At 71.7% G+C, this 22,135-nt stretch carries 23 protein-coding genes; 9 read left to right on the top strand and 14 right to left on the bottom strand.

From position 1 onward, the window contains the following. Positions 1 to 18 precede the first annotated feature (18 nt). Genes ACZ501_RS06885 through deoC form a run of 3 tightly spaced genes read right to left on the bottom strand, consistent with a single transcriptional unit; the run spans position 19 to position 3,312 of the window. Positions 19 to 915, bottom strand: coding sequence for an aldehyde dehydrogenase family protein (locus ACZ501_RS06885; protein ID WP_361609299.1), 897 nt, complete (start codon positions 913 to 915; stop codon positions 19 to 21). After that, the gene (locus tag ACZ501_RS06880) at positions 908 to 2,344 is read right to left on the bottom strand and encodes an aldehyde dehydrogenase family protein (protein WP_361609297.1); all 1,437 of its coding nucleotides are present in this window, start codon (positions 2,342 to 2,344) and stop codon (positions 908 to 910) included. The genes ACZ501_RS06885 and ACZ501_RS06880 overlap by 8 nt, the downstream gene beginning before the upstream one ends. A 5-nt stretch (positions 2,345 to 2,349) precedes the next feature. Then, positions 2,350 to 3,312, bottom strand: a complete 963-nt coding sequence (gene deoC / locus ACZ501_RS06875) for a deoxyribose-phosphate aldolase (protein ID WP_361609307.1) — start codon at positions 3,310 to 3,312, stop codon at positions 2,350 to 2,352. 136 nt (positions 3,313 to 3,448) lie between these two features. On the opposite strand from deoC, the gene ACZ501_RS06870 reads away from it, so the two are divergent. The 3 genes from ACZ501_RS06870 to ACZ501_RS06860 all read left to right on the top strand — a co-directional run bounded on the left by ACZ501_RS06870 (position 3,449) and on the right by ACZ501_RS06860 (position 5,023). Further along, a complete protein-coding gene (locus tag ACZ501_RS06870; RefSeq protein WP_361609295.1) occupies positions 3,449 to 4,078 on the top strand; it encodes a PH domain-containing protein in 630 nt (209 codons plus the stop codon). Positions 4,079 to 4,180: 102 nt separating this feature from the next. Continuing rightward, on the top strand, positions 4,181 to 4,756 hold the full coding sequence (locus ACZ501_RS06865; RefSeq protein ID WP_468793095.1) for a VanZ family protein: 576 nt from the start codon (positions 4,181 to 4,183) through the stop codon (positions 4,754 to 4,756). A 54-nt stretch (positions 4,757 to 4,810) separates the two neighbouring features. After that, on the top strand, positions 4,811 to 5,023 hold the full coding sequence (locus ACZ501_RS06860; protein WP_362462793.1) for a PspC domain-containing protein: 213 nt from the start codon (positions 4,811 to 4,813) through the stop codon (positions 5,021 to 5,023). A gap of 47 nt (positions 5,024 to 5,070) precedes the next feature. On the opposite strand, the gene ACZ501_RS06855 is transcribed toward ACZ501_RS06860, so the two are convergent. From ACZ501_RS06855 to ACZ501_RS06845, 3 genes are all read right to left on the bottom strand, one after another. Further along, positions 5,071 to 5,847, bottom strand: a complete 777-nt coding sequence (locus tag ACZ501_RS06855; protein ID WP_361609291.1) for a hypothetical protein — start codon at positions 5,845 to 5,847, stop codon at positions 5,071 to 5,073. Between the two features lie 128 nt (positions 5,848 to 5,975). Next, positions 5,976 to 6,236, bottom strand: a complete 261-nt coding sequence (locus tag ACZ501_RS06850; RefSeq protein WP_361609289.1) for a hypothetical protein — start codon at positions 6,234 to 6,236, stop codon at positions 5,976 to 5,978. Between the two features lie 139 nt (positions 6,237 to 6,375). Then, positions 6,376 to 7,524 carry an adenosine deaminase gene (locus ACZ501_RS06845; RefSeq protein ID WP_362462798.1) on the bottom strand — a complete coding sequence of 383 codons (1,149 nt, stop codon included), beginning with the start codon at positions 7,522 to 7,524 and terminating at the stop codon, positions 6,376 to 6,378. A gap of 112 nt (positions 7,525 to 7,636) precedes the next feature. Between ACZ501_RS06845 and ACZ501_RS06840 the strand changes: the two genes are divergently transcribed. The 3 genes from ACZ501_RS06840 to ACZ501_RS06830 all read left to right on the top strand — a co-directional run bounded on the left by ACZ501_RS06840 (position 7,637) and on the right by ACZ501_RS06830 (position 10,081). Continuing rightward, complete coding sequence (locus ACZ501_RS06840) at positions 7,637 to 8,365, top strand: alpha/beta hydrolase (protein ID WP_468793091.1); 729 nt, start codon at positions 7,637 to 7,639, stop codon at positions 8,363 to 8,365. 69 nt (positions 8,366 to 8,434) lie between these two features. Continuing rightward, on the top strand, positions 8,435 to 8,800 hold the full coding sequence (locus ACZ501_RS06835; RefSeq protein WP_361609283.1) for a cupin domain-containing protein: 366 nt from the start codon (positions 8,435 to 8,437) through the stop codon (positions 8,798 to 8,800). A gap of 240 nt (positions 8,801 to 9,040) precedes the next feature. Continuing rightward, on the top strand, positions 9,041 to 10,081 hold the full coding sequence (locus ACZ501_RS06830) for a helix-turn-helix transcriptional regulator (RefSeq protein WP_468793088.1): 1,041 nt from the start codon (positions 9,041 to 9,043) through the stop codon (positions 10,079 to 10,081). Here ACZ501_RS06830 and ACZ501_RS06825 read toward each other — a convergent pair. Continuing rightward, positions 10,020 to 10,958 (bottom strand): LysR family transcriptional regulator, encoded by a 939-nt coding sequence (locus ACZ501_RS06825; RefSeq protein ID WP_468793085.1) that lies wholly within the window; start codon positions 10,956 to 10,958, stop codon positions 10,020 to 10,022. The genes ACZ501_RS06830 and ACZ501_RS06825 overlap by 62 nt on opposite strands. 98 nt (positions 10,959 to 11,056) lie before the next feature. Between ACZ501_RS06825 and ACZ501_RS06820 the strand changes: the two genes are divergently transcribed. The 3 genes from ACZ501_RS06820 to ACZ501_RS06810 all read left to right on the top strand — a co-directional run bounded on the left by ACZ501_RS06820 (position 11,057) and on the right by ACZ501_RS06810 (position 14,284). Next, entirely contained in the window at positions 11,057 to 12,352 is a 1,296-nt protein-coding gene (locus ACZ501_RS06820) for an MFS transporter (RefSeq protein WP_468793082.1), read from the top strand. Positions 12,353 to 12,494: 142 nt separating this feature from the next. After that, the gene (locus ACZ501_RS06815) at positions 12,495 to 13,202 is read left to right on the top strand and encodes a L,D-transpeptidase family protein (RefSeq protein ID WP_468793079.1); all 708 of its coding nucleotides are present in this window, start codon (positions 12,495 to 12,497) and stop codon (positions 13,200 to 13,202) included. Between the two features lie 83 nt (positions 13,203 to 13,285). Next, positions 13,286 to 14,284 (top strand): sigma-70 family RNA polymerase sigma factor, encoded by a 999-nt coding sequence (locus ACZ501_RS06810; protein WP_468793076.1) that lies wholly within the window; start codon positions 13,286 to 13,288, stop codon positions 14,282 to 14,284. On the opposite strand, the gene ACZ501_RS06805 is transcribed toward ACZ501_RS06810, so the two are convergent. From ACZ501_RS06805 to ACZ501_RS06775, 7 genes are all read right to left on the bottom strand, one after another. Then, complete coding sequence (locus ACZ501_RS06805) at positions 14,183 to 14,509, bottom strand: STAS domain-containing protein (RefSeq protein WP_361610694.1); 327 nt, start codon at positions 14,507 to 14,509, stop codon at positions 14,183 to 14,185. The two genes, ACZ501_RS06810 and ACZ501_RS06805, sit on opposite strands and share 102 nt — an antisense overlap. Positions 14,510 to 14,915: 406 nt before the next feature. Beyond that, positions 14,916 to 16,193 carry a thymidine phosphorylase gene (locus ACZ501_RS06800; RefSeq protein WP_468793073.1) on the bottom strand — a complete coding sequence of 426 codons (1,278 nt, stop codon included), beginning with the start codon at positions 16,191 to 16,193 and terminating at the stop codon, positions 14,916 to 14,918. 118 nt (positions 16,194 to 16,311) lie between these two features. Next, entirely contained in the window at positions 16,312 to 16,710 is a 399-nt protein-coding gene (locus tag ACZ501_RS06795; protein ID WP_361610875.1) for a cytidine deaminase, read from the bottom strand. Then, complete coding sequence (locus tag ACZ501_RS06790; RefSeq protein ID WP_468793070.1) at positions 16,707 to 17,969, bottom strand: ABC transporter permease; 1,263 nt, start codon at positions 17,967 to 17,969, stop codon at positions 16,707 to 16,709. The genes ACZ501_RS06795 and ACZ501_RS06790 overlap by 4 nt, the downstream gene beginning before the upstream one ends. Continuing rightward, positions 17,966 to 19,081 (bottom strand): ABC transporter permease, encoded by a 1,116-nt coding sequence (locus tag ACZ501_RS06785; protein WP_361610878.1) that lies wholly within the window; start codon positions 19,079 to 19,081, stop codon positions 17,966 to 17,968. The genes ACZ501_RS06790 and ACZ501_RS06785 overlap by 4 nt, the downstream gene beginning before the upstream one ends. Further along, positions 19,078 to 20,808, bottom strand: coding sequence for an ABC transporter ATP-binding protein (locus ACZ501_RS06780; protein ID WP_468793819.1), 1,731 nt, complete (start codon positions 20,806 to 20,808; stop codon positions 19,078 to 19,080). The genes ACZ501_RS06785 and ACZ501_RS06780 overlap by 4 nt, the downstream gene beginning before the upstream one ends. A gap of 197 nt (positions 20,809 to 21,005) precedes the next feature. Next, positions 21,006 to 22,070, bottom strand: a complete 1,065-nt coding sequence (locus ACZ501_RS06775; RefSeq protein ID WP_361601298.1) for a BMP family lipoprotein — start codon at positions 22,068 to 22,070, stop codon at positions 21,006 to 21,008. Between the last annotated feature and the right edge of the window lie 65 nt (positions 22,071 to 22,135).

Here is a 22,135-nt window from a genome sequence, read left to right as displayed (position 1 = left end):
TCGTACCTGCCGTGACGGCTAGTACGAGGATCCGCCCGAGCCCAGCGAGCCCGTCGGGTGCCAGACCGTCTTGGTCTCCAGGAACGCCGTCATGCGGTGCGTGCCCGGGTCGGCGGTCCAGTCGTCCACAGGCTGTGGACGCAGGACGCGCTTGAGGTTGTCGGCGGCCGCGATTTCCAGCTCCTTGGCGAGGGCCGCGTCGGCGCCCGCCAGGTCGATGGCGTTGACGTCCTGGTGGGCCGCCAGGTGCGGGCCCATCTCGGCGGCCTTGCCGGACAGGATGTTCACCACGCCGCCGGGCAGGTCGGAGGTGGCCAGCACCTCGCCCAGCGAGAGGGCGGGCAGCGGGGACTTCTCCGAGGCGATCACCACGACCGTGTTGCCCGTGGCGATGACCGGCGCGATCACCGAGACCAGGCCCAGGAACGACGAGTCCTGCGGGGCGACGACGGTGACGACACCGGTCGGCTCCGGCGTGGACAGGTTGAAGAACGGCCCCGCGACCGGGTTGGCGGCTCCCACGACCTGGCCGATCTTGTCGGTCCAGCCCGCGTACCAGACCCAGCGGTCGATGGCCGCGTCCACGACGGCGGCGGCCTTCACCTTGGACAGGCCCTCCGCCTCGCGGACCTCGTGGACGAACTGTCCGCGGCGGCCCTCCAGCATCTCGGCGATGCGGTAGAGGATCTGGCCGCGGTTGTACGCGGTCGCGCCCGCCCAGCCGCCGAAGGCCTTGCGCGCGGCGACGACCGCGTCACGGGCGTCCTTGCGGGAGGACAGGGGGGCGTTGGCCAGCCACTTGCCGTTGGAGTCCGTCACCTCGTACACCCGGCCGCTCTCGGAGCGGGGGAACTTGCCCCCGACGTACAGCTTGTAGGTCTTGAAGACGTTCAGACGCGTGGTCGTCTCAGACATCGAGGTAAGCCTCCAGGCCGTGGCGACCGCCCTCGCGGCCGAAGCCCGACTCCTTGTAGCCGCCGAAGGGCGAGGTCGGGTCGAACTTGTTGAACGTGTTGGCCCACACCACACCCGCGCGGAGCTTGTTCGCGACCGCGAGGATGCGCGAGCCCTTCTCCGTCCAGATGCCGGCGGACAGGCCGTACTGGCTGTTGTTGGCCTTGGCGACGGCCTCGTCGGGCGTGCGGAAGGTCAGTACGGACAGCACCGGGCCGAAGATCTCGTCGCGGGCGACGGTGTGCGCCTGGGTGACGTTGGTGAACAGCGTCGGGGCGAACCAGTAACCGGCGGACGGCAGCTCGCACGCCGGGGACCAGCGCTCGGCGCCCTCGGCCTCGCCGGTGTCGGCGAGCGCGGTGATCCGGGCGAGCTGCTCGGCGGAGTTGATGGCGCCGATGTCGGTGTTCTTGTCGAGCGGGTCGCCCAGGCGCAGCGTGGACAGGCGGCGCTTGAGGGAGTCGAGCAGCTCGTCGTGGATCGACTCCTGGACCAGCAGGCGCGAGCCCGCGCAGCAGACCTGGCCCTGGTTGAAGAAGATGCCGCCCACGATGCCCTCGACGGCCTGGTCGATGGGGGCGTCGTCGAAGACGATGTTGGCGCCCTTGCCGCCCAGTTCCAGGGTGACCTTCTTGTCGGTGCCGGCGATCTGGCGGGCGATGGCCTTGCCGACGGCGGTGGAGCCGGTGAAGGCGACCTTGTTGACGTCCGGGTGCGCGACGAGCTCGGCGCCCGCGTCCCCGTAGCCGGGGATGATGTTGACGACGCCCTTGGGCAGGCCGGCCTGGCGGCAGATGTCCGCGAAGAACAGGGCGGACAGCGGGGTCGTCTCGGCGGGCTTCAGCACGACCGTGTTGCCGGTGGCGAGCGCCGGGGCGATCTTCCACGCGAGCATCAGCAGCGGGAAGTTCCACGGGATGACCTGTCCGGCCACGCCGAGGGGGCGGGGGTTCGCGCCGTAGCCGGCGTGGTCGAGCTTGTCGGCCCAGCCCGCGTAGTAGAAGAAGTGCGCGGCGACCAGCGGGAGGTCCGCGTCGCGGGTCTCCCTGATCGGCTTGCCGTTGTCCAGGGTCTCCAGGACGGCCAGCTCGCGGCTGCGCTCCTGGATGATCCGGGCGATGCGGAAGAGGTACTTGGCGCGCTCGGAGCCCGGCAGCGCGGACCACTTCTCGAAGGCCTTGCGGGCGGCCTTGACGGCACGGTCGACGTCGGCGGCGCCGGCCTGGGCGACCTCGGCCAGCACCTCCTCGCTGGAGGGGCTGACGGTCTTGAAGACCTTGCCGTCGGCGGCGTCGGTGAACTCGCCGTCGATGAAGAGCCCGTAGGAGGGGGCGATGTCGACGACCGAGCGGGACTCGGGGGCCGGCGCGTACTCGAAGAGGGATGCCATGGTGATCAGTCCACCGTCACGTAGTCGGGACCGGAGTAACGCCCGGTGCTCAGCTTCTGGCGCTGCATGAGCAGGTCGTTCAGCAGGCTGGAGGCGCCGAAGCGGAACCACTCGTTGGTCAGCCAGTCCTCGCCCGCGGTCTCGTTGACCAGGACGAGGAACTTGATGGCGTCCTTGGTGGTGCGGATGCCGCCGGCCGGCTTCACGCCGATCTGAATTCCAGTCTGCGCCTTGAAGTCGCGTACGGCTTCGAGCATCAGCAGGGTGTTGGCGGGGGTGGCGTTGACGCCGACCTTGCCGGTGGAGGTCTTGATGAAGTCGGCGCCGGCGAGCATGCCGATCCAGGAGGCGCGGCGGATGTTGTCGTACGTCGACAGCTCGCCGGTCTCGAAGATGACCTTCAGGCGGGCGGCCGTGCCGTCCTCTCGGACGCAGGCCTCCTTGACGGCCCTGATCAGCTCGTACGTCTCCAGGTAGCGGCCGGCGAGGAAGGCGCCACGGTCGATGACCATGTCGATCTCGTCGGCGCCGGCGGCGACGGCGTCACGGGTGTCGGCGAGCTTGACCGGCAGGGCGGCGCGGCCGGCCGGGAAGGCGGTGGCGACGGAGGCGACCTTGACGTCGGCTCCGTGCAGCGCGGCCTTGGCGGTGGCCACCATGTCGGGGTAGACGCAGACCGCCGCGGTCATGGGCGTGCTGCGGTCGGTCGGGTCGGGGTTGACGGCCTTGGCGGAGAGCGCCCGGACCTTGCCCGGGGTGTCCGCACCCTCGAGCGTCGTCAGGTCGATCATCGAGATGGCCAGGTCGATGGCGTACGCCTTGGCCGTCGTCTTGATCGAGCGGGTGCCGAGTGAGGCCGCGCGGGCCTCCAGGCCGACTGCGTCTACGCCGGGCAGCCCGTGCAGGAAGCGGCGCAGCGCACTGTCGGACGTCGTCACGTCAGCGAATGCGGTGAGGGTGGTGGGCATGGTCACCAGATGAGCATATCTACGCGCGTAGCGCCTGTCACCCCCCACGGTGCACACATGGGCGTGACATCCGTCATCGGAGCTTCGGGCTCCGCGTGCCGGTACCGCCCGGCGGCCCATGCGGCACAATCGGCGCATGACTACGCCCTCCCCCCACGAGCCGGTCTACGCCGACCGCGTCTACCGCTCCCCCATGGCCGTCGTCACCGGGGTGCTGCTGCTCGCGCTCGTCGCGTGGCTGTGCGGGGACGCCGTCGTACGGGGCGGGGCGAGCGCCCGCTGGATCGGGATCGCCGTCGCGCTGTGCGCCGTCCCGCTGATCGTGGCGTTCACCCTGCGGCCGGCCGTCTTCGCCAACGACGACCGGATGCGGATCCGCAACCCCTTCCGGATCATCGAGCTGCCCTGGGCCGCCGTCGACGCGGTGCGCGCCGGGTACTCGGCCGAGGTGCTGGCGCAGGGGTCGAAGTACCAGCTGTGGTCGGTCCCGGTGTCGCTGCGCGAGCGCAAGAAGGCGGGCCGGCAGTTCAGCCGCCGGGACGCGCTCAGCGGCAAGGGCGTGACGGAGCAGGAGGAGGCCGCCGCGGGCGCCGCGCCGCAGCGGGCGGGCGCCGACCGGGTCGTGGACGAGCTGCGCGAGCTCCACGAGACGGGCGCCGCCCGGCCCGGCGCGCAGGGCGGCGTCACCGTGCGGTGGGCGTACGAGATCATCGCGCCGGCCGTGGCGGGTGCGGTGCTGCTGGCCGTCCTCCTCGCGACGGGCTGAGGCGTCCTGCCGTCGCCGGCCGGGCCGCTGAGCGGCCGTAACCGTTCCGCAACGGCGCCGGCTGCCGGAACCATCGCCGCCGGGGGGCGCGTCCTCGCAGGTGTGCACCGTCATGCAGGCAGCGGCAGCGCCGCCACCGCCACACAGCTCCCGGTCCGGTCCCGGCTCCTGAGCGGGGCCCTGCTGGCCGCGCACCTGCTGGTCGTCGGATGGCTGACCCTGAGCCCCCTGGACGTCCCCTGGGCGGCGGCCGCGAACATGACCCCGCTGGAGGGGATCCGGGCGGACCTCGCCTACGGCCCGCTGGAGGCCGCCCAGCGGATCGGCGAGGGGCTGGCGCTGCTGGCCCCGCTGGGGGTGCTCCTGCCGCTGGCCGGCGGGCGCCTGGTCCCCGGGCCGCTGGCCGCCTGGTCCTCGCTGGGGCGGACGGCGGCAGCGGCCGTACTGATCTCCCTGAGCATCGAGATGCTCCAGACCGCGGTCCCGGGCCGGGTACTGGACGTGGACGCGCTGCTGCTGAACACCACCGGCGTGGTGCTCGTCCACCTGGCCGTCGTACCGGTGCTGCGCGCCCGGCTGCGACGCACCCACGCGACTCAGGGGCCCACCCCGAGAATTACCAGGGTCGGCATCGGCCCTTGGACCGAGGTGCTGTCGGCGGTACCGCGCGAGTATTGAGGCATCGCGGAAAGGGAATATCCCGGCCCGCGGTCCCCTACGAAGGAGAAGAAAATGAGCGCGATTACCCGCCCCCGTGACGGACGGATGATCGGCGGCGTCTGCGCCGGGCTCGCACGGCGTTACGGAATCAAGACGCGGACGATGCGGATCATCTTCGTCGCCTCGTGCCTGCTGCCCGGACCGCAGTTCCTCATCTACCTCGCGCTGTGGCTGCTGCTCCCGAACGAGAAGTCCGGAGCGGGCACCGCGCGGACCGCCTGGTAGCACCAGACCGGGGCTCTGGTGTGGCCGGAGCGCGGCTCTGGCGGGGATCAGCCCGCCTTCCGGACCTTCTCGAGCTGCTTGTCGGCCACTTCCTGCGGGACCAGCGCCTTCTGGTCCTGGGCGGCCACGTTGAGGGCCATCAGCCGCACCACCCGGTCGCCCTCGCGCACGACGACCAGGTGGACCGGCGCCGAGACGCCTTCGGCCGCGGCGGTCGTCGTCCAGCTGACGGTCTCGTCGCCGGCGGTCCGGTACGGGACGGTCTTCACGTCCCGGTAGCGGCCGGTCTGCTTCTCGACGGTGGCGGTGAAGCCCGTACCGCAGGCGGCGACGGCCTCGCGCAGCCGGGAGAGGACCTTCTTGGCGTCACCCTCGGCGTAGGAGCTGACGGAGGCGGAGACCGCGAGTCCGACCTGCTTCTGGGAGCCGATGCCCCGGTTGACGGTCTCGCGGGCGGCCGGGTCGGGCTTGTCGCCCATGACGTCGGCGAGCGGCTGGCAGGCCTTCTTGTCGGCCTGCGGCTGGCCGTCCGGGGCGTTCGGGTTCTTGCCCTGCGCGGAGATCTGGTAGCCGGCCAGGTCGCCCTGGGCGAGGGCGGCCCGCTCCAGGCTCGCGTCCTTGGCCTTGGGGGCGGCGGAGGCGGCCGGGGCGCCGGGCGCGCCGGGTGCGTCCGAGGGGCGTACGGCCGCCGAACCCTTGGGGTCGGGGGACTTCCCGGACGCGGAGGTGTCCGTACCGCCGCCGCACGCGGCCGCCCCGAGGAGCAGGGCGGGGAGCAGCGCGAACCTCGTCGCGGGCGCCGTGAATCGAGCCGTGATGCGCATGACCGAACCTCATACCCCTTGCTGAGCCGGGCAGTTGGTGGTGATCGTGGCACACCGCGCGACGCGGCGCACACCTCCTCGAAGGGGCGTGCGCCGCGTGCACGTGCGTGCGATTCAAGGGGCCCGGATCAGCCGCCGAGGCCGCCGGGCAGCGGGGGGAGCCCGCCGAGCAGGCTGGTGACGGGGGCGGCGGCGTCCGTGGCCTCGCCCTCCTGCGCCGCCTGCTGCGTCTGGTCGGTGAGCTGGCTGGTGGCGCTGGTGAGGGAGCCGAGGGTGTCCGTCAGGCTGGCGGCGGGGAGCGCCGAGGCCGAGGCGGTTCCGGCGGCGCCCGCGGCGAGGGCGGCACCCATCACAGCGACACCGAGGGACTTGGCAGCAGACTGCTTCATGAAAGATCGTCCTTGCGACGGGGAACTGAGCGGCTCCGCAAACTAGCCACTTCAAACCCCCTCCTGCAAACATCCTTAAATACGAGAAAGCGTCCGGAAATCATTTCTCCCGGACGCTTTCCGTAGGTCAGCCCATGGCCTAGGCCGAGACAGTTCCGCTGGTGGAAGCGGTCTGGCGGAACAGCCATTCGGACTTCAGCTCCGCGTAGCCCGGCTTGATCACGTCATTGATCATGGCCAGTCGTTCATCGAAAGGAATGAACGCGGACTTCATCGCATTGACGGTGAACCACTGCATGTCGTCGAGCGAGTAACCGAAGGTGTCGACCAGGTGCTCGAACTCGCGGCTCATGCTGGTGCCGCTCATCAGCCGGTTGTCGGTGTTGACCGTCAGCCGGAAGTGCAGCTTGCGCAGCAGGCCGATCGGGTGTTCGGCGTACGAGGCGGCCGCGGCGGTCTGGAGGTTCGAGGTGGGGCACATCTCCAGGGGGATGCGCTTGTCCCGGACGTACGAGGCCAGGCGGCCCAGCTTGACCGAGCCGTCCTCGGCGACCTCGATGTCGTCGATGATCTTCACGCCGTGGCCGAGCCGGTCGGCGCCGCACCACTGGAGGGCCTGCCAGATCGACGGCAGGCCGAAGGCCTCGCCCGCGTGGATGGTGAAGTGGTTGTTCTCGCGCTTGAGGTACTCGAAGGCGTCGAGGTGGCGGGTGGGGGGGAACCCGGCCTCCGCGCCGGCGATGTCGAAGCCGACCACGCCGTTGTCGCGGTAGCGGTTGGCCAGCTCGGCGATCTCCAGGGCGCGGGCCGCGTGGCGCATCGCGGTCAGCAGGGCGCCGACGCGGATGCGGTGGCCGTTGGCCCGGGCGCGGCGCTCGCCCTCGCGGAAGCCGTCGTTCACGGCCTCGACGACCTCTTCGAGGGTCAGGCCGGCTTCCAGGTGCTGTTCGGGGGCGTAGCGGATCTCGGCGTACACGACGCCGTCCTCGGCCAGGTCCTCGGCGCATTCGGCGGCGACCCGGTGCAGGGCCGCCTTCGTCTGCATGACGGCGCAGGTGTGCGCGAACGTCTCCAGGTAGCGCGGGAGGGAGCCGGAGTCCGCGGCGTCGCGGAACCAGACGCCCAGCTTGTCGGCGTCGGTCTCGGGCAGCTTGTCGTAGCCGGCCTCGGCGGCCAGTTCGATGATGGTGCCGGGGCGCAGTCCACCGTCGAGGTGGTCGTGCAGCAGCACCTTCGGGGAGCGCCGGATCTGATCCGGGGTGGGCAGGTTGGAGGTCTCGCTCGTCATCCGGGCACTCTACTCCTACGCGCGTAGAGCGGGGAGTCGGCGCCGAGGTCGATATGTAACAGAGACCGTACGGACGGGTCGCGTACACCTGTGGGTCTGAGACTGTTCCGCCATGGCACAGCATGCGCCGCCGGCGCGCGGGGCCCGCCTGGGGCGGGCGGCCGGCGCGAACGGCTCGGTCTCGACGGTCGGCACGGTCAACGGGGTGGTGCTCCTGGTCCCCGGAGCATCCAGATGGTCCCCCTCTCCGGTACGCCCGCTCGCGCGGGCGCTGGCCCGGGCGGGCGGGGCGCAGGGGCTGGTGGCGCATCCGGTGGTGCCCGGGGCGGGGCCCCTCGAGGAGGCCGCCGGGTGGGCGGCGGACGAGGTGGTGCGGCGGTACGGGGACGTGCCGGTGTGCCTGGCGGGTTTCGGCGCGGGCGGCGGGGCGGCACTGCGGGCGGCGGGGCACGACGCCGTCAACTCGGTGGTGGCGCTGGCCCCTTGCTTACCCGGGGTGGTTCCCGGGGGCTCCCCTGAACCGGTGAAACAGCTCGCGGGGCGCCAGGTGCTGATCGTGCACGGCACGAATGACGCGCGCAGCGATCCGGAGTCCTCCTTCCTGCTGGCCGCGCGGGCGAAGAAGGCGAATCGTTCCACTTGCCGGTTCGAGGTGCACTCGGACGGCCACCGGCTGCGGGACCACCGGGCGGAAGTGGTGGCGCTGGCCGTGGACTTCGTACTCGGCGCGATGTTCACGGGCCGTTACTCCCGGCCGGTCACCGACGCACTCGCCGCGCCCCCGCCGCTGGGCCTGCGGATGCCGCTGGCCTCGGGTTTCGGGCGGTCCCTGCGGGGCTGAGGAGGCGCGGACCCGAGCGTAGAGTGGGGAGTGGACTCGGGGTGGCTCCTTCGCGGGAGGCGATCCGCCATGGCCAACATGGTGCGCAAGAGCTTCGACAGCGCCGACGAGACCCGCCCGTTCGCCGAGGGCAAGGGCAGGCTGGACCTGATCGAGACGGACGGCGGGCCGGTCGGGCGGGCCGTCTTCGAGCCGGGCTGGAAGTGGTCGGAGCACATCAAGCCGCTGGCGGGGACGGACAGCTGCCAGTCCGCGCACACGGGGTACGTGGTGAGCGGCCGCATGCACGTCGTCATGGACGACGGGGAGAGCGCCGAGTACGGCCCGGGGGACTTCATGCAGATCGCCCCGGGGCACGACGCGTGGGTGCTGGGCGACGAGCCGTGCGTCGCGGTGGACTGGACGGGCTTCGGCTCCTACGCGAAGCAGGCCTGAGCCCCTCACCGACGCGTTGCCCTGCGCCTTCCGGCGCAGTCGCCACGGCGCGGCCGCGTCGGCGGAGCCTGCCGTTCCGTCCCCTCTCGGTCGGACGGCTCCCGGTCCGGCGCGGCCGCGCGCCGTGGGACCACTGTGCCGGTCCGGCGAGGAGCGGAAGCCCTCGTTCAGGCGTCGAGTTGCCGCCTTGCGGGAACCCGAGGGGTTTATAAACGGACACAGTCAGGGACGTATGTGCACATGCCCGCCGATGCCGAAGACGACGACCTGAGCCCGGCGGCGCGGCGCCTGTACGCGTACGCCGTCGAGCGGCACGCCTTCACGGTGGCCGACGCCACGGCCGCGCTGGGGGCCTGCGCGGCGGCGGCCGTGACCGAGCTGGCCGCCGCGCACCTGCTCCAGCGGGCCCCCGGCGGCGGCCCGGAGCGCTGGAGCGCGGTGGCGCCCCGCGCGGCGGCGGCCCGGGCGCTGGCCCCGCTCGCCCTGCTCGTACGGGAGACCCACGACGAGATGGACCGGCTGCGCGGGCGGCTGGAGGCGCTGGTCCCGGCGTACGAGGCGGGGGCCTCGCACCGGGACCTGAGCGGGTCGGGGCGGCTGGAGCTGGTGACGGACCTCGGCGCGGTGCGCGGGCTGATCACCGAACTGGCGGCGGGCTGCGAACGGGAGCTGCTGACCTCCCAGCCGGGCGGGGGCCGGCCGCAGGAGACGCTGGAGGAGGCGGTCGGCCGGGACGAGTCGCTGCTGGCGCGCGGCGTCCGGATGCGGACCATCTACCAGCACACGGCGCGCTATTCACGGCCGACGGCGGCGTACGTCGAGCGGGTCACGGCGCTGGGAGCGCAGGTGCGCACCCTGGGCGACGGGCTGATGCGGATGCTGATCTTCGACGGGCACACCGGGCTGATGGCGGTGCCGGACCGGCAGGGCGCGGCGCTGGTGGTGCGGGAACCGAGCGTCGTGCACTTCATGACGGCGGCGTTCGAACGCTCCTGGACGGGGGCGGAGCCCTTCCCCACGACGGTGAGCCCGGAGGCGGCCAAGTCCCTCTCGGACGAACTCCGCCAGACGATCGTACGACTGCTGTCGGAGGGCCTGGAGGACAAGGTAATCGCCCGCCGCCTCGGCATGTCCGAACGCACCTGCCAACGCCACATCGCCGAGATCATGCGCGCGATCGGCGCCAAATCCCGCTTCCAGGCCGGGTACTTGCTCTCCCCTAGGACGGCGGTTCCAGTTCCGGGATCAGGCGGCCGCGGCGGGACAGGAGGAAGCGCTTGAACGCGGCCACCGGTGGGGTGTCCGGGTGGCCGTCCAGCCAGGCCACGCCGATCTCGCGCACCGCGCGCGGCGCCGTCACCGTCAGCTCGACCACCCCCGGGCGGGGCACCGCCGGCGGGGGCAGGAGGGCCACGCCGAGACCCGCCGCGACCAGGCCGCGCAGGGTCTCCGCCTCCTCGCCCTCGAAGGCGACCCTGGGGGTGAACCCGGCCTCCGCGCACAGGTCGTCGGTGATCCGGCGCAGGCCGTAGCCCGCTTCGAGGGTGACGAAGGTTTCCTCCGCGGCCTCCGCGAGGCGGATCCGCTTGCGGCCCGCGAGGCGGTGGTCGTCCGGGACCACCAGGCGCAGCCGCTGTTCGTCGAGGCGGCGGGCCACCAGGTCGGGGGCGTCGGGCACCGGCGAGGTCAGGCACAGGTCGAGTTCCCCGGCGCGGAGTTTCTCCAGCATGGCCTCGCCGTAGTTCTGGACCAGGGCGAAGCGGACGCGGGGGTGGTCGGCGCGGAAGCCGCGGATCAGGCCGGGCACCGTCTCGGGGCCCAGGGTGTGCAGGAAGCCGAACGCCACCTTGCCGGACGCCGGATCGGCGTCCTCCTGGACGGATCCGGCGGCGCGGGCGATCCCGTCGAGGGCCCGTTCGGCGGAGGCGAGGAAGGTGCGGCCGGCGGTGGTGAGGGCGACGGTGCGGCCCTTGCGGGCGAACAGCGTGACGCCCAGGTCCTGTTCGAGGCGGACCATCGCCCGGGACAGGGTCGACTGCGGTACGCCCAGCTCGTGGGCGGCGCGCGTGACGTGCTCGTGCCGGGCGACCGCGACGAACTGGGCGAGGCGGGGGGCCAGCTGATGTGTCACGGCCATGTCTTCTTCGTAACGGTTCATTGATATCCGAAGCCCTGAGCAGTGGTGATGCGTGAGTGGATCGATTATCGCGAATTCGTGCATTGGACGCATGAAAAAGGGAGGCCTACCTTCGACGTATGCCTCCCGCTCATACCGGGGCACCCCTCGTCACGGGTGCCTCCACCCCGTCGTTCCCCCAGCCCGAGCCGCACTCCCCCGGCCGCCCCGGCTACCGCCGGATGAGCCTCGCGCTCTTCGCCGCCGGGCTGGCGGTCTTCGCCCTCCTGTACTCCACCCAGGCCCTGCTGCCCGCGGTCTCCGCCGGCTTCGGCGTGACGGCCGGCCAGGCCAGTTGGACGGTGTCCGCGGCCACCGGCGCGCTCGCCCTCGCCGTCCTGCCGCTCAGCGCGCTGTCCGAGCGGTTCGGCCGGACCCGGATGATGACCTGCTCGATGGTGGTGGCCGTCGGCATCGGCCTGCTGGTGCCGTTCGCGCCGAGCCTGGAGTGGCTGGTGGCGCTGCGGGCGGTGCAGGGCGCGGCGATCGCCGGCGTCCCCGCCTCCGCGATGGCGTACCTGGCGGAGGAGGTCCGGCCGAAGGCGCTGGTCGGGGCGATCGGCCTGTTCGTGGCGGGCAACTCCATCGGCGGCATGAGCGGCCGCATCGTCACCGGCTGGGCCGCGCAGCTGTGGGGCTGGCGCGGCGGGCTGCTGGCCGTCGGCGTGATGGCGCTGGTCTGCGCGGCGGCCTTCCTGGCGCTGCTGCCCCGGGCGCGTTTCTTCCGCCCGGCGTCGCTGGAGCCGCGCGCGGTGGGCCGTACCGTCGCCGGGCACCTGCGCGATCCGCTGCTGCTGCGGCTGTACGGGATCGGCGCGCTGTTCATGACCGTCTTCGGGGCGGTGTACACCGTCATCGGCTACCGGCTGGCCGCCGCGCCGTTCTCGCTGGGCCAGGGCGTGGTCGGCTCGGTCTTCCTGGTCTACCTGGTGGGGACGGTCTCCTCGGCCGCCGCCGGGAAGCTGGTGGCGCGGGCGGGCCGGCGCGGGGCGCTGTACCTGGCGGTGACCACGACCGCGCTGGGGCTGCTGCTGTCGCTCGGGAACTCCCTGGGGCTGATCCTGCCGGGGCTGGTGCTGATCACGGCCGGTTTCTTCGCGGGGCACGCGGTGGCCTCGGCGGCGGTGAGCCGGACGGCGAAGACGGGCCGGGCGCAGGCCTCCGCGCTCTACCAGTCCGCGTACTACCTCGGCTCCAGCGCGGGCGGCACCCTGGGCGCCCTGGCGTACCACGCCTCGGGCTGGGCGGCCACGGTCGGCATCGCCCTGCTGGCGGTGCTGGGCGTCGTCTCGATCACCCTGTACGGGTCCCACGCGGCCCGGGCCGAGCGGCGGCGGCTGCTCTCCCCGGGCGGCCCGGCCGCGGCGGCCCGCTGAGGCATCGGAAACGGTCGGCTCCGGACCCCGCGGGAGCCCGCGGCGGCCAAGTCCGTTCAAGGTCTGTGCGGCGTGCGCAACTCGCTCTAGCGTGGGGGGAAGTGGCGCCCCCACCGGGCGGGCGCGGCAGGGGAGGGACCGGATGGCGGCGATACGCGTGCGCGCGAAGCGGCGGGCTGCGATGGTGTTCGGCGGGGCTCTGGCGCTGGCGGCGCCCCTGGTGGCGGTGGGGGGCGGTACGGCTCAGGCCGCCTCCTGCAACGTGACCACCGGGCCCTACCAGCGGCAGGTCGAGCAGTTCCTGGGGCGGCCGGTGGACGGGGTGCAGTCGGCGGCCGACTGCACGGCCATCCAGTCCTTCCAGGCCACCCACGGGATCACCCCGACCATGGGGTACGCGGGTCCGCTGACCTGGCAGACGATGAGCACGATGCTGGCGCAGCGGGCGGCCGGCAAGAACCCGAACGCGGCGGGGGCGTGCCCCACCCACCTGGGGCGGATCGCCTGCGTGGACCTGACCCGCCAGCTCAGCTGGATCCAGGACGGCGCCACGCTGAAGTACGGTCCGGTGCCGGTGCGCACCGGCAAGGCGGAGACGCCGACGCGGACCGGCCTGAAGAAGATCTACTACCGGAGCATCAACCACTGGTCGACGATCTACAACGTGGCCATGCCGTACTCGCAGTTCTTCGACGGGGGCATCGCCTTCCACTCGGTCACCAAGAGCATGTGGAACCCGCCGGGTTCGGGTGGCTGCGTGAACATGACGACGACCGACGCCAAGGCCTACTGGAGCATGCTGACCAACGGCGAGGACGTCTACGTGTACGGCCGCAAGCCCGGTACCTGACGTTCCCCCCTCGCTCCGGCTGCCGTTGTCAGACCCCTCCGGTAGTTTCCGAAGGGACGGCAACAACCTGGGGGACGGCAGCCATGAGTGACCTCGCGACCTCGTCACCGGAACTCGACGCGGCGATGGACCTCTACCGCGTCGAGCTGACCGGCTACTGCTACCGGATGCTCGGCTCGTCCTTCGACGCGGAGGACGCCGTGCAGGACACCTTCGTCCGCGCCTGGCGGGCGCACGGGAAGTTCGAGGGCCGCTCCTCGCTGCGCTCGTGGCTGTACCGGATCGCCACCAACGTCTGCCTGGACCAGCTGAAGGCGGGGAGCAAGCGGGCCCGGCCGATGGACCTGTCCGCCCCGCAGCACCAGGCCTCGGCCGTGCTCAACGAGCGGCCCGAGGTGACCTGGCTGGAGCCCGTGCCGGACGGACGGGTGCTGCCGCAGACCGCCGACCCGGCGGAGGCGGCCCTCGCGAAGGAATCCGTCCGGCTGGCCTTCGTGGCGGCCCTGCAGCACCTGCCGGCGAAGCAGCGGGCCGTGCTGATCCTGCGGGAGGTGCTGGCCTGGAAGGCGGACGAGGTCGCGCAGCTGCTGGAGACCTCGGTGGCGTCGGTGAACAGCGCCCTCCAGCGTGCGCGGGCCACCCTCGCGGGGCAGGCGCTGCGCCCCGGCGAGCCGAAGGACCCGCTGGACGCGGACCAGGCGAAGCTGCTGGAGCAGTACCTGTCGGCCTTCGAGGCGTACGACATCACGCGGCTCACCGCGCTGCTCCACGAGGACGCGGTGCTGTCGATGCCGCCGTTCGACCTGTGGCTCCAGGGCCACGCGGACATCGCCGCGTGGCACCTGAACCAGGGCATCGGCTGCAAGGGTTCGCGCCTGGTCCCGACCACGGCGAACGGCCTGCCGGCCTTCGGGCAGTACCGTCCGCGGGAGGACGGCCTGCCCGGGCACGTGCCGTGGGCGCTGCAGGTGCTGGAGGTGTCAGAGGGGCGGATCGTCGGGCTGAACGCCTTCCTGGACACGGCGCGGTGGTTCCCGCTGTTCGGGCTGCCGGAGGAGCTCTCCGAGGCCGGCCAGGTGTAGCAGGGCCCGGAGCGGCGGGGCTGCGCCGGTGACGCCGAAGGGGGCGCCGTGGCGGCGGGCCGCCAGGGCCATGCGGGCCAGGGCGTCGACGGTGGCGAGGGTGGGCTCCGTGACGCCGCCCGCGTCGCAGGTCACCGGCCCGTGGCGGGAGGCCTCGCGGACGCGGGCGCAGAGGGCGGGGACGTCGGGCTCGGGCCCTTCCAGGGCCAGGGTTCTGATCTCCACGAGGGGATGACCGTCCGCTGCCGCGGAACTCATCGGTAGCCGTGCGCTGCCGCGCGGGGGCCTGAGCGGTGCGCTGCCGCGGGGTGCCGGTGTGGTGGCCGGGTGCGCTGCCGCGGGGTGCCGCTGCGCGGCGCGAGGTCCCCTACCCGCCCTTCGCCCGTTCCCCGGGCTGCGCCCGGACCCCTGGGGGCTCCGCCCCCAGACCCCCGCGCCTCAAACGCCGGCGAGGCTGGATTCTCCAGCCCGCGCGGCGTTTGAGCGCACCGGGCGCGGAGCGTCCGGAACGGGGTCCGGAGCAGAGCCCCGGGGGCTTTCAGCCCCGCCGGCGACTGAGGGCGAGAACGGTGAAGGGTGGGGAGGGGCAAGCCCCGCGCAGCGGCGGGACCGGCCCCGCCCCGGCCGGGGATCAGGCGATGCGGTCCAGGACGATCGGCTGCGCCGAGAACGCCGTGCCCGCCGGGGCGACGTCGTAGGAGCCCTCCAGGGAGGCCAGGGCGTACGCGAACTTCTCCGGGGTGTCCGTGTGCAGGGTCATCAGCGGCTGGCCCGCGGTGACCGTGTCGCCCGGCTTCGCGTGGAGCTCGATGCCCGCGCCCGCCTGGACCGGGTCCTCCTTGCGGGCGCGGCCCGCGCCCAGGCGCCACGCGCCGACGCCGACCGCGTACGCGTCGAGGCGGGTCAGGACGCCCGAGGCGGGCGCGGTGACCACGTGCTGCTCGCGCGCCACCGGCAGGGCCGCGTCCGGGTCGCCGCCCTGGGCCGCGATCATCCGGCGCCACACGTCCATGGCGGAGCCGTCGGCGAGGGCCTTCGCCGGGTCGGCGTCCTTGATGCCCGCCGCGTCCAGCATCTCCTTGGCCAGGGCGACGGTCAGCTCGACCACGTCGGCCGGGCCGCCGCCGGCGAGGACCTCGACGGACTCGCGGACCTCCAGGGCGTTGCCCGCGGTCAGGCCGAGCGGGGTGGACATGTCGGTGAGCAGGGCGATCGTCTTGACGCCGCTGTCGGTGCCCAGGGCGACCATGGTGGAGGCCAGTTCGCGGGCGTCCTCGATGGTCTTCATGAAGGCGCCGGAGCCGACCTTGACGTCGAGGACGAGCGAGCCCGTGCCCTCGGCGATCTTCTTCGACATGATCGAGGAGGCGATCAGCGGGATGGCCTCGACCGTGCCGGTGACGTCGCGCAGGGCGTAGAGCTTCTTGTCGGCGGGGGCCAGGCCGTCGCCGGCCGCGCAGATGACGGCGCCGGTGGTGTCGAGGACGTTCAGCATCTCCTCGTTGGACAGCAGGGCGCGCCAGCCGGGGATGGACTCCAGCTTGTCCAGGGTGCCGCCGGTGTGGCCGAGGCCCCGGCCCGACAGCTGGGGCACGGCCGCGCCGCAGGCGGCGACGAGCGGGGCCAGCGGGAGGGTGATCTTGTCGCCGACGCCGCCGGTGGAGTGCTTGTCGGCGGTCGGGCGGGAGAGGGAGTCGAAGTTCATCCGCTCGCCGGAGGCGATCATGGCGGCGGTCCAGCGGGCGATCTCGGCCCGGTTCATGCCGTTCAGCAGGATGGCCATCGCGAGCGCCGACATCTGCTCGTCGGCGACGACCCCGCGGGTGTACGCGTCGATGACCCAGTCGATCTGCTCGGGGCTCAGCTCACCGCGGTCCCGCTTGGTCCGGATGACGGAGATGACGTCCATGAGGTGACTTCCTTCTACGCGCATAGAGATGAGGGAGGGAGGTTCAAGGAGTTTTCGAGGAGGGGGCCGGGAGCGGCGACGGCCCTCCGCCCGGCAGGGCGGAGGGCCGTCGCTACGGCTATCTCAGGTGGTCGGGCCCGAAGGCCTGCGGCAGCATCGCGCTCAGCGGCAGGATCCCGTCCGGCGTCTCCACCAGCAGGTCCGGGCCGCCGAACTCGTACAGCAGCTGCCGGCAGCGCCCGCACGGGACGAGGACCTCGCCCTTGCCGTCCACGCACGTGAAGTGGGTGAGACGGCCGCCGCCGGTGGCCTGGAGGGAGGAGACCAGGCCGCACTCGGCGCACAGGCCGAGTCCGTAGCTGGCGTTCTCGACGTTGCACCCGGTCACGACCCGGCCGTCGTCCACCAGGGCGGCGACCCCGACCGGGAAGCCCGAGTAGGGGGCGTACGCCCGGGTCATCGCCGCCCGGGCGGCCGTGCGCAGGGCTTCCCAGTCCACCGTCGGGTCCGCGGTCACTTGCCCTGGCCCTTGCGGTACGGCATTCCGTCCGCCTTCGGCATCCGCAGGCGCTGCGCCGACAGCGCGAGCACCAGCAGCGTCGTCACGTACGGGGCGGCGTCCACGAACTGGCTGGGCACCTGGTCGGTGGCCGCGTACCAGGCGAAGAGCCCGGCGGCGCAGACCGCGGCGATGCCGGCCTGGAGGTACTTCTTCTTGTAGAGCTGCCAGCCGACGGAGAGCACCAGCAGGATGGCGACCAGGAGCAGCATCGCGTGGACGTTCTCGGCACCGCCGCGCAGCTTGAGGCTGTCGGTGAAGCCGAACAGGCCCGCGCCCAGCGCCATGCCGCCCGGCATCCAGTTGCCGAAGATCATCGCGGCGAGGCCGATGTAGCCGCGGCCGCCGGTCTGGCCTTCCTGGTAGATGCCGGTGGAGACGATCGCGAGGAAGGCGCCGCCGAGGCCCGCCAGACCGCCGGAGACGATCACGGCGATGTACTTGTACTTGTAGACGTTCACGCCGAGGGACTCCGCCGCGACCGGGTTCTCACCGCAGGAGCGCAGGCGCAGGCCGAAGGCGGTGCGCCACAGCACCCACCAGGTGGCGGGGATCAGCAGGACGGCGACGACCGTCAGCAGCGACAGGTGCGTGATCAGGCCGCCGAGGATGCCGGCGACGTCCGAGAGCAGGAACCAGTGCTTGGCCTGGAGGCTGTCCAGGCCGCTGGAGAGTCCCGGGATGGTGATCTCGGTGATGGACTCGATGCGCGGGGACTGCTTGGAGGAGCCGCCCTCGGCCTTGTCGAAGGTGAAGTTCGACAGGTACTGGGTGAAGCCCGTCGCGAGGATGGTGACCGCCACACCGGAGACGATGTGGTTGACGTTGAAGGTGACGGTGATGATCGCGTGCAGCAGGCCGCCGATGGCGCCGCCGACGATGCCCATCACGACACCGGTCCAGGGGCCCCACTGGTAGCCGGCCCAGGCACCGAACCAGGTGCCGAGGATCATCATGCCTTCGAGGCCGATGTTGACCACGCCGGCCCGCTCGGCCCACAGGCCGCCGAGGCCCGCGAGGCCGATGGGCACGGCGAGCTGGAGGGCACCGGAGACCTGGCCGACGGAGGTCAGGTCGTTGGCGCCGGAGATGACCCGGACCAGCGAGACCAGCGCGAGGCCACCCGCGATGATCAGCAGGATCCAGGGCAGGGTGAGCTTGCGGCGGCCGCCGGGGGCGGGCGCGGCTTTCGTCGCGGAAACGGTGCTGGCGCTCACGCCGCGACCTCCTTCTCGGTCTTGATGGCGTGGCCGGCGGCCAGCTCCTCGCCGACCTTCTGCTGCTGGCGGCGGATGCCGTAGCGGCGGACGAGCTCGTAGCTGACGACCACGGCGACCACGATCAGGCCCTTCATGATCGTGCCGATTTCCTTGGCGTAGCCGGCGGTGTCGAGGCCCGCGGACGCCTTGTCGATGAAGGCGATCAGCAGCGCGGCGAAGAAGATGCCGACCGGGTTGTTGCGGCCGAGCAGCGCGATGGTGATGCCGGTGAAGCCGATGCCCGCCGGGAAGGACAGGTTGTACGTGTGGGACTCGCCCAGCAGCAGCGGCATGGAGACCAGACCGGCGACGGCGCCCGAGATGAGCATCGACGTCATGATCATCTTCTTGGCGTCCACACCGGAGGCCTGGGCGGCGGACTCGCTGGCGCCGGTGGCGCGCAGGTCGAAGCCGAAGCGGGTGCGGTTGAGCACGAACCAGTAGACGATGCCCAGCGCGAAGGCGATGAAGGTGAAGCCGTAGATCTCCAGGCCGTCACCGAGCGAGACGGCCGGGAACCAGCCGGACTCCGGGATGTCACCGGTGGTCAGGTCGTTGGAGCCGGCCGGCTGGACGCCGAGGTTCTTGGGGAGGATCAGCCAGGCGATCAGCGCGGTCGCGATGGCGTTGAGCATGATCGTGGAGACGACCTCGCTCACGCCCCGCTTGGCCTTGAGGATGCCCGCGATACCGGACCAGAAGGCGCCGACGAGCATCGCGACGAGCACGATCACCAGGATGTGCAGCGGGCCGGGCAGCGTCACCGCCGCGCCGACCAGGGCGCTCACCATCGCGGCGAGGCGGTACTGGCCGTCCACACCGATGTTGAAGAGGTTCATCCGGAAGCCGATGGCGACGGCCAGGGCTGCCAGGTAGTACGTGCCGGCCTGGTTCACGATGAGGACCTGCACGTCCTCGTAGCCGGACTGTTCGATCATGATGCGCAGCGGCTCGATCGGGTCGACGCCCGAGGCGGCCAGCACGATCATGCTGAGTACGAAGGCGCTGATCAGTGCCAGCGCCGGGCCGGCGAAGCCGAGAAGCAGCCGGTCCTTGTCGAATTTCTTCATCGGGCCTCGTCCTCCGTCGTGTCGCCGTCGACCTCGGCGGAGTGGTCGTCATGGGCTTCCAGGTGCCCGGTGGCGGCGCCGGTCATGGCGGTGCCGAGCTCCTCGGGGGTGATCGTCGCCGGGTCGGCGTCCGCGACCAGGCGGCCGCGGTAGATGACGCGCAGCGTGTCGGACAGGCCGATCAGCTCGTCCAGGTCGGCGGAGATCAGCAGGACGGCGAGGCCCTCGCGGCGGGCCTCGCGGATCGCGTCCCAGATCTGCGCCTGCGCGCCGACGTCCACGCCGCGCGTGGGGTGGGCGGCGATGAGGAACTTCGGGTTGTGGCTCATCTCGCGGCCGACGATCAGCTTCTGCTGGTTGCCGCCGGAGAGCGAGGCCGCGGTGACGTCGATGCCGGGCGTGCGGACGTCGTACTCGCGCACGATCCGCTCGGTGTCCTTGCGGGCGGCCTTCGGGTCGAGGATGCCGCGCCGGGAGTTGGGCTTCTCGGTGACGTGGCCGAGGATGCGGTTCTCCCACAGCGGGGATTCCAGCAGCAGGCCGTGCCGGTGGCGGTCCTCGGGGATGTAGCCGATGCCGCCCTCGCGGCGCTTGCGCACCGGGGTCCTGGTGATGTCGGTGCCGTCGAGGGTGATGACGCCCGCGTCGGGGGTGATCATGCCCATCAGGGCCTCGATCAGCTCCGTCTGGCCGTTCCCCTCGACGCCGGCGATGCCGAGGACCTCGCCCTTGTGGATCGTGAAGGTGATCCCGTCGAGCAGCAGGCGGCCGAGCACCGGGGCCTCGCGCAGGTCGGTGTCGGAGTCGCCGAGGGCGGCCGCGGAGGTCTCGGGGGCGACGACGACGCCCGACTCGACGACGGTGAGGGCGTTGACCTCCAGCATCGGGGTCGTGGTCACCGTGGACTCGCGGGTCTCCGGCGAGGGCAGCTCGGTGCCGACCATCAGCTCGGCGAGCTGCTTGGTCGTGGCGGTCTTCGGGTCGGCGGTGCCGACGGTGGTGCCGCGGCGGATGACGGTGATGTCGTCGGCGACCTTCAGCACCTCGCCCAGCTTGTGCGAGATGAAGATGACCGTGAGGCCCTCCGCCTTGAGCTCGCGCAGGTTGTCGAAGAGCGCGTCCACTTCCTGCGGCACGAGCACGGCGGTCGGCTCGTCGAGGATGAGGGTCTTGGCGCCGCGGTAGAGGACCTTGAGGATCTCCACGCGCTGGCGGTCGGCGACACCGAGGTCCTCGACCAGGGCGTCGGGGCGAACGCCGAGGCCGTACGCGTCCGAGATCTCCTTGATCTTCTTGCGGGCCTTGGAGCCGATGCCGTACAGCTTCTCGCCGCCGAGGACGACGTTCTCCAGGACGGTGAGGTTGTCGGCGAGCATGAAGTGCTGGTGCACCATGCCGATGCCGCGGGCGATGGCCTCGCCGGGGTTGTTGAAGGAGACCTGCTCCCCGTCGATGGCGATGGTGCCCTCGTCCGGCTTCTGCATGCCGTAGAGGATCTTCATCAGGGTCGACTTGCCGGCACCGTTCTCACCGATGAGGGCGTGGACCGTGCCCTTGCGGACGGAGATGGCGATGTCCTTGTTGGCGACGACGCCGGGGAAACGCTTGGTGATGCCGTGCAGTTCTACGGCGAGAGGGGGGCTGGACGCGTTGATGACGCACTCTCCTTGGCGCGGAAGGAGCTGGAAAAGCCGCGTGGACGGCAGGGGCGGGGACAGGGCGAGGATCGGCCGGGCGGGTGGGCGGGAGTCGGACGGTATCGCGTCCACGATGCCTCTACGCGCGTAGCACTGTCGGAAGTGAAAACTTGCGGCCAACTGGCCACACGTCGTCACGGACCTGGGGGGAAGACGCGGCTCGGGGTCCGGGAGCGGTAGAGACCGCTCCCGGACCCCGGAGACCGCGACGAGACGTCAGACAGCCGTTACGGCGTGGTCTTGACGGTGATCTTCTTCGCGATGATGTCGGCCTTGGCCTTGTCCACCGCGGCGATCAGTTCGGCGTTGTTCTTGTACTCCGGGTTGGAGTCGGCCAGGCCGACGCCGTCCTTGTCCAGACCGTAGCGGACCTCACCGCTCTCCGGCTTGCCGTCCTTGACCGACTTGATCAGGTTGTAGACGGAGTCGGAGACGTCCTTGGTGACCGAGGTCAGGATCTTGTCCTTGTACTTCGACAGACCGGCCTGGTTGTACTGGTCGGAGTCGACACCGATGGCCCACTTGCCGGAGGTCGCGGCGGCCTCGATGGCGCCCGAGCCGGCGAGGCCGGCGGCGGCGTAGATCACGTCGGCGCCACCGTCGATCTGGCCCTTGGCGGCGGCCTTGCCCAGGTCGGGCTTGGCGAAGCCACCGAAGTCCGGCGGCTGCGAGAGGTACTTGGTCAGTACCTTGGCGTTGGGGTTGGTGTCCTTGACGCCCTGGGTGAAGCCCGCCTCGAACTTCTTGATCAGCGGGACCTCGACACCGCCGATGAAGCCGACCGTGCCGCTCTTCGACGCCTTGGCGGCGGCGACGCCGGCCAGGTAGGAGCCCTGCTCCTCGTTGAAGACCAGGTTGGCGATGTTCTTGTCGGTCACCGAGGTGTCGTCGATGATGCCGAAGGTGGTCTTCGGGAACTTCGCGGCGACCTTCTTGATGGCCGGGGCGTACGAGAAGCCGACGCCGATGACCGGGTTGTTGCCCTTGCGGGCCAGCTCGGTGAGGCGCTGGACCTTGTCGGCCTCGCTCTCGCCCTCGGTGGGCTCCGCCTCGGCGCCCTTGATCTTCAGGTCCTTCTCGGCCTTCTCGAGGCCCGCGTAGGCGGCGTCGTTGAACGACTGGTCGCCACGGCCGCCGATGTCGTACGCGATGGCCGCGCCCGCGGAGGAGGCGGTGGCGCTGCCGTCGGCGGAGGGGCTGTCCGAGGACTTCTTTCCGCCACAGGCGGTGGCCGAGAGGGCCAGCGCCGCGGACGCGATGCCCACGGTGGCGATCCTGGTGATCCGGCGCAAGGGGAGGCTCCTTCAAAACCTGACCGAAGCGCCACGACCGGCGCTGGTTTCGCGGCGATCGTAAC

Source organism: Streptomyces sp. NPDC034085 (assembly GCF_055575555.1).
Note: the sequence above shows the minus strand (reverse complement) of the source record. Positions and strands in the feature narration are given on the sequence as shown.

Coding starts and splice junctions, on each gene's coding strand:
- ACZ501_RS06885 (WP_361609299.1), bottom strand. CDS start 915: ATGTCTGAGACGACCACGCGTCTGAACGTCTTCAAGACCTACAAGCTG.
- ACZ501_RS06880 (WP_361609297.1), bottom strand. CDS start 2,344: ATGGCATCCCTCTTCGAGTACGCGCCGGCCCCCGAGTCCCGCTCGGTC.
- deoC (WP_361609307.1), bottom strand. CDS start 3,312: ATGCCCACCACCCTCACCGCATTCGCTGACGTGACGACGTCCGACAGT.
- ACZ501_RS06870 (WP_361609295.1), top strand. CDS start 3,449: ATGACTACGCCCTCCCCCCACGAGCCGGTCTACGCCGACCGCGTCTAC.
- ACZ501_RS06860 (WP_362462793.1), top strand. CDS start 4,811: ATGAGCGCGATTACCCGCCCCCGTGACGGACGGATGATCGGCGGCGTC.
- ACZ501_RS06855 (WP_361609291.1), bottom strand. CDS start 5,847: ATGCGCATCACGGCTCGATTCACGGCGCCCGCGACGAGGTTCGCGCTG.
- ACZ501_RS06850 (WP_361609289.1), bottom strand. CDS start 6,236: ATGAAGCAGTCTGCTGCCAAGTCCCTCGGTGTCGCTGTGATGGGTGCC.
- ACZ501_RS06845 (WP_362462798.1), bottom strand. CDS start 7,524: ATGACGAGCGAGACCTCCAACCTGCCCACCCCGGATCAGATCCGGCGC.
- ACZ501_RS06840 (WP_468793091.1), top strand. CDS start 7,637: ATGGCACAGCATGCGCCGCCGGCGCGCGGGGCCCGCCTGGGGCGGGCG.
- ACZ501_RS06835 (WP_361609283.1), top strand. CDS start 8,435: ATGGCCAACATGGTGCGCAAGAGCTTCGACAGCGCCGACGAGACCCGC.
- ACZ501_RS06830 (WP_468793088.1), top strand. CDS start 9,041: ATGCCCGCCGATGCCGAAGACGACGACCTGAGCCCGGCGGCGCGGCGC.
- ACZ501_RS06825 (WP_468793085.1), bottom strand. CDS start 10,958: ATGAACCGTTACGAAGAAGACATGGCCGTGACACATCAGCTGGCCCCC.
- ACZ501_RS06820 (WP_468793082.1), top strand. CDS start 11,057: ATGCCTCCCGCTCATACCGGGGCACCCCTCGTCACGGGTGCCTCCACC.
- ACZ501_RS06815 (WP_468793079.1), top strand. CDS start 12,495: ATGGCGGCGATACGCGTGCGCGCGAAGCGGCGGGCTGCGATGGTGTTC.
- ACZ501_RS06810 (WP_468793076.1), top strand. CDS start 13,286: ATGAGTGACCTCGCGACCTCGTCACCGGAACTCGACGCGGCGATGGAC.
- ACZ501_RS06800 (WP_468793073.1), bottom strand. CDS start 16,193: ATGGACGTCATCTCCGTCATCCGGACCAAGCGGGACCGCGGTGAGCTG.
- ACZ501_RS06785 (WP_361610878.1), bottom strand. CDS start 19,081: ATGAAGAAATTCGACAAGGACCGGCTGCTTCTCGGCTTCGCCGGCCCG.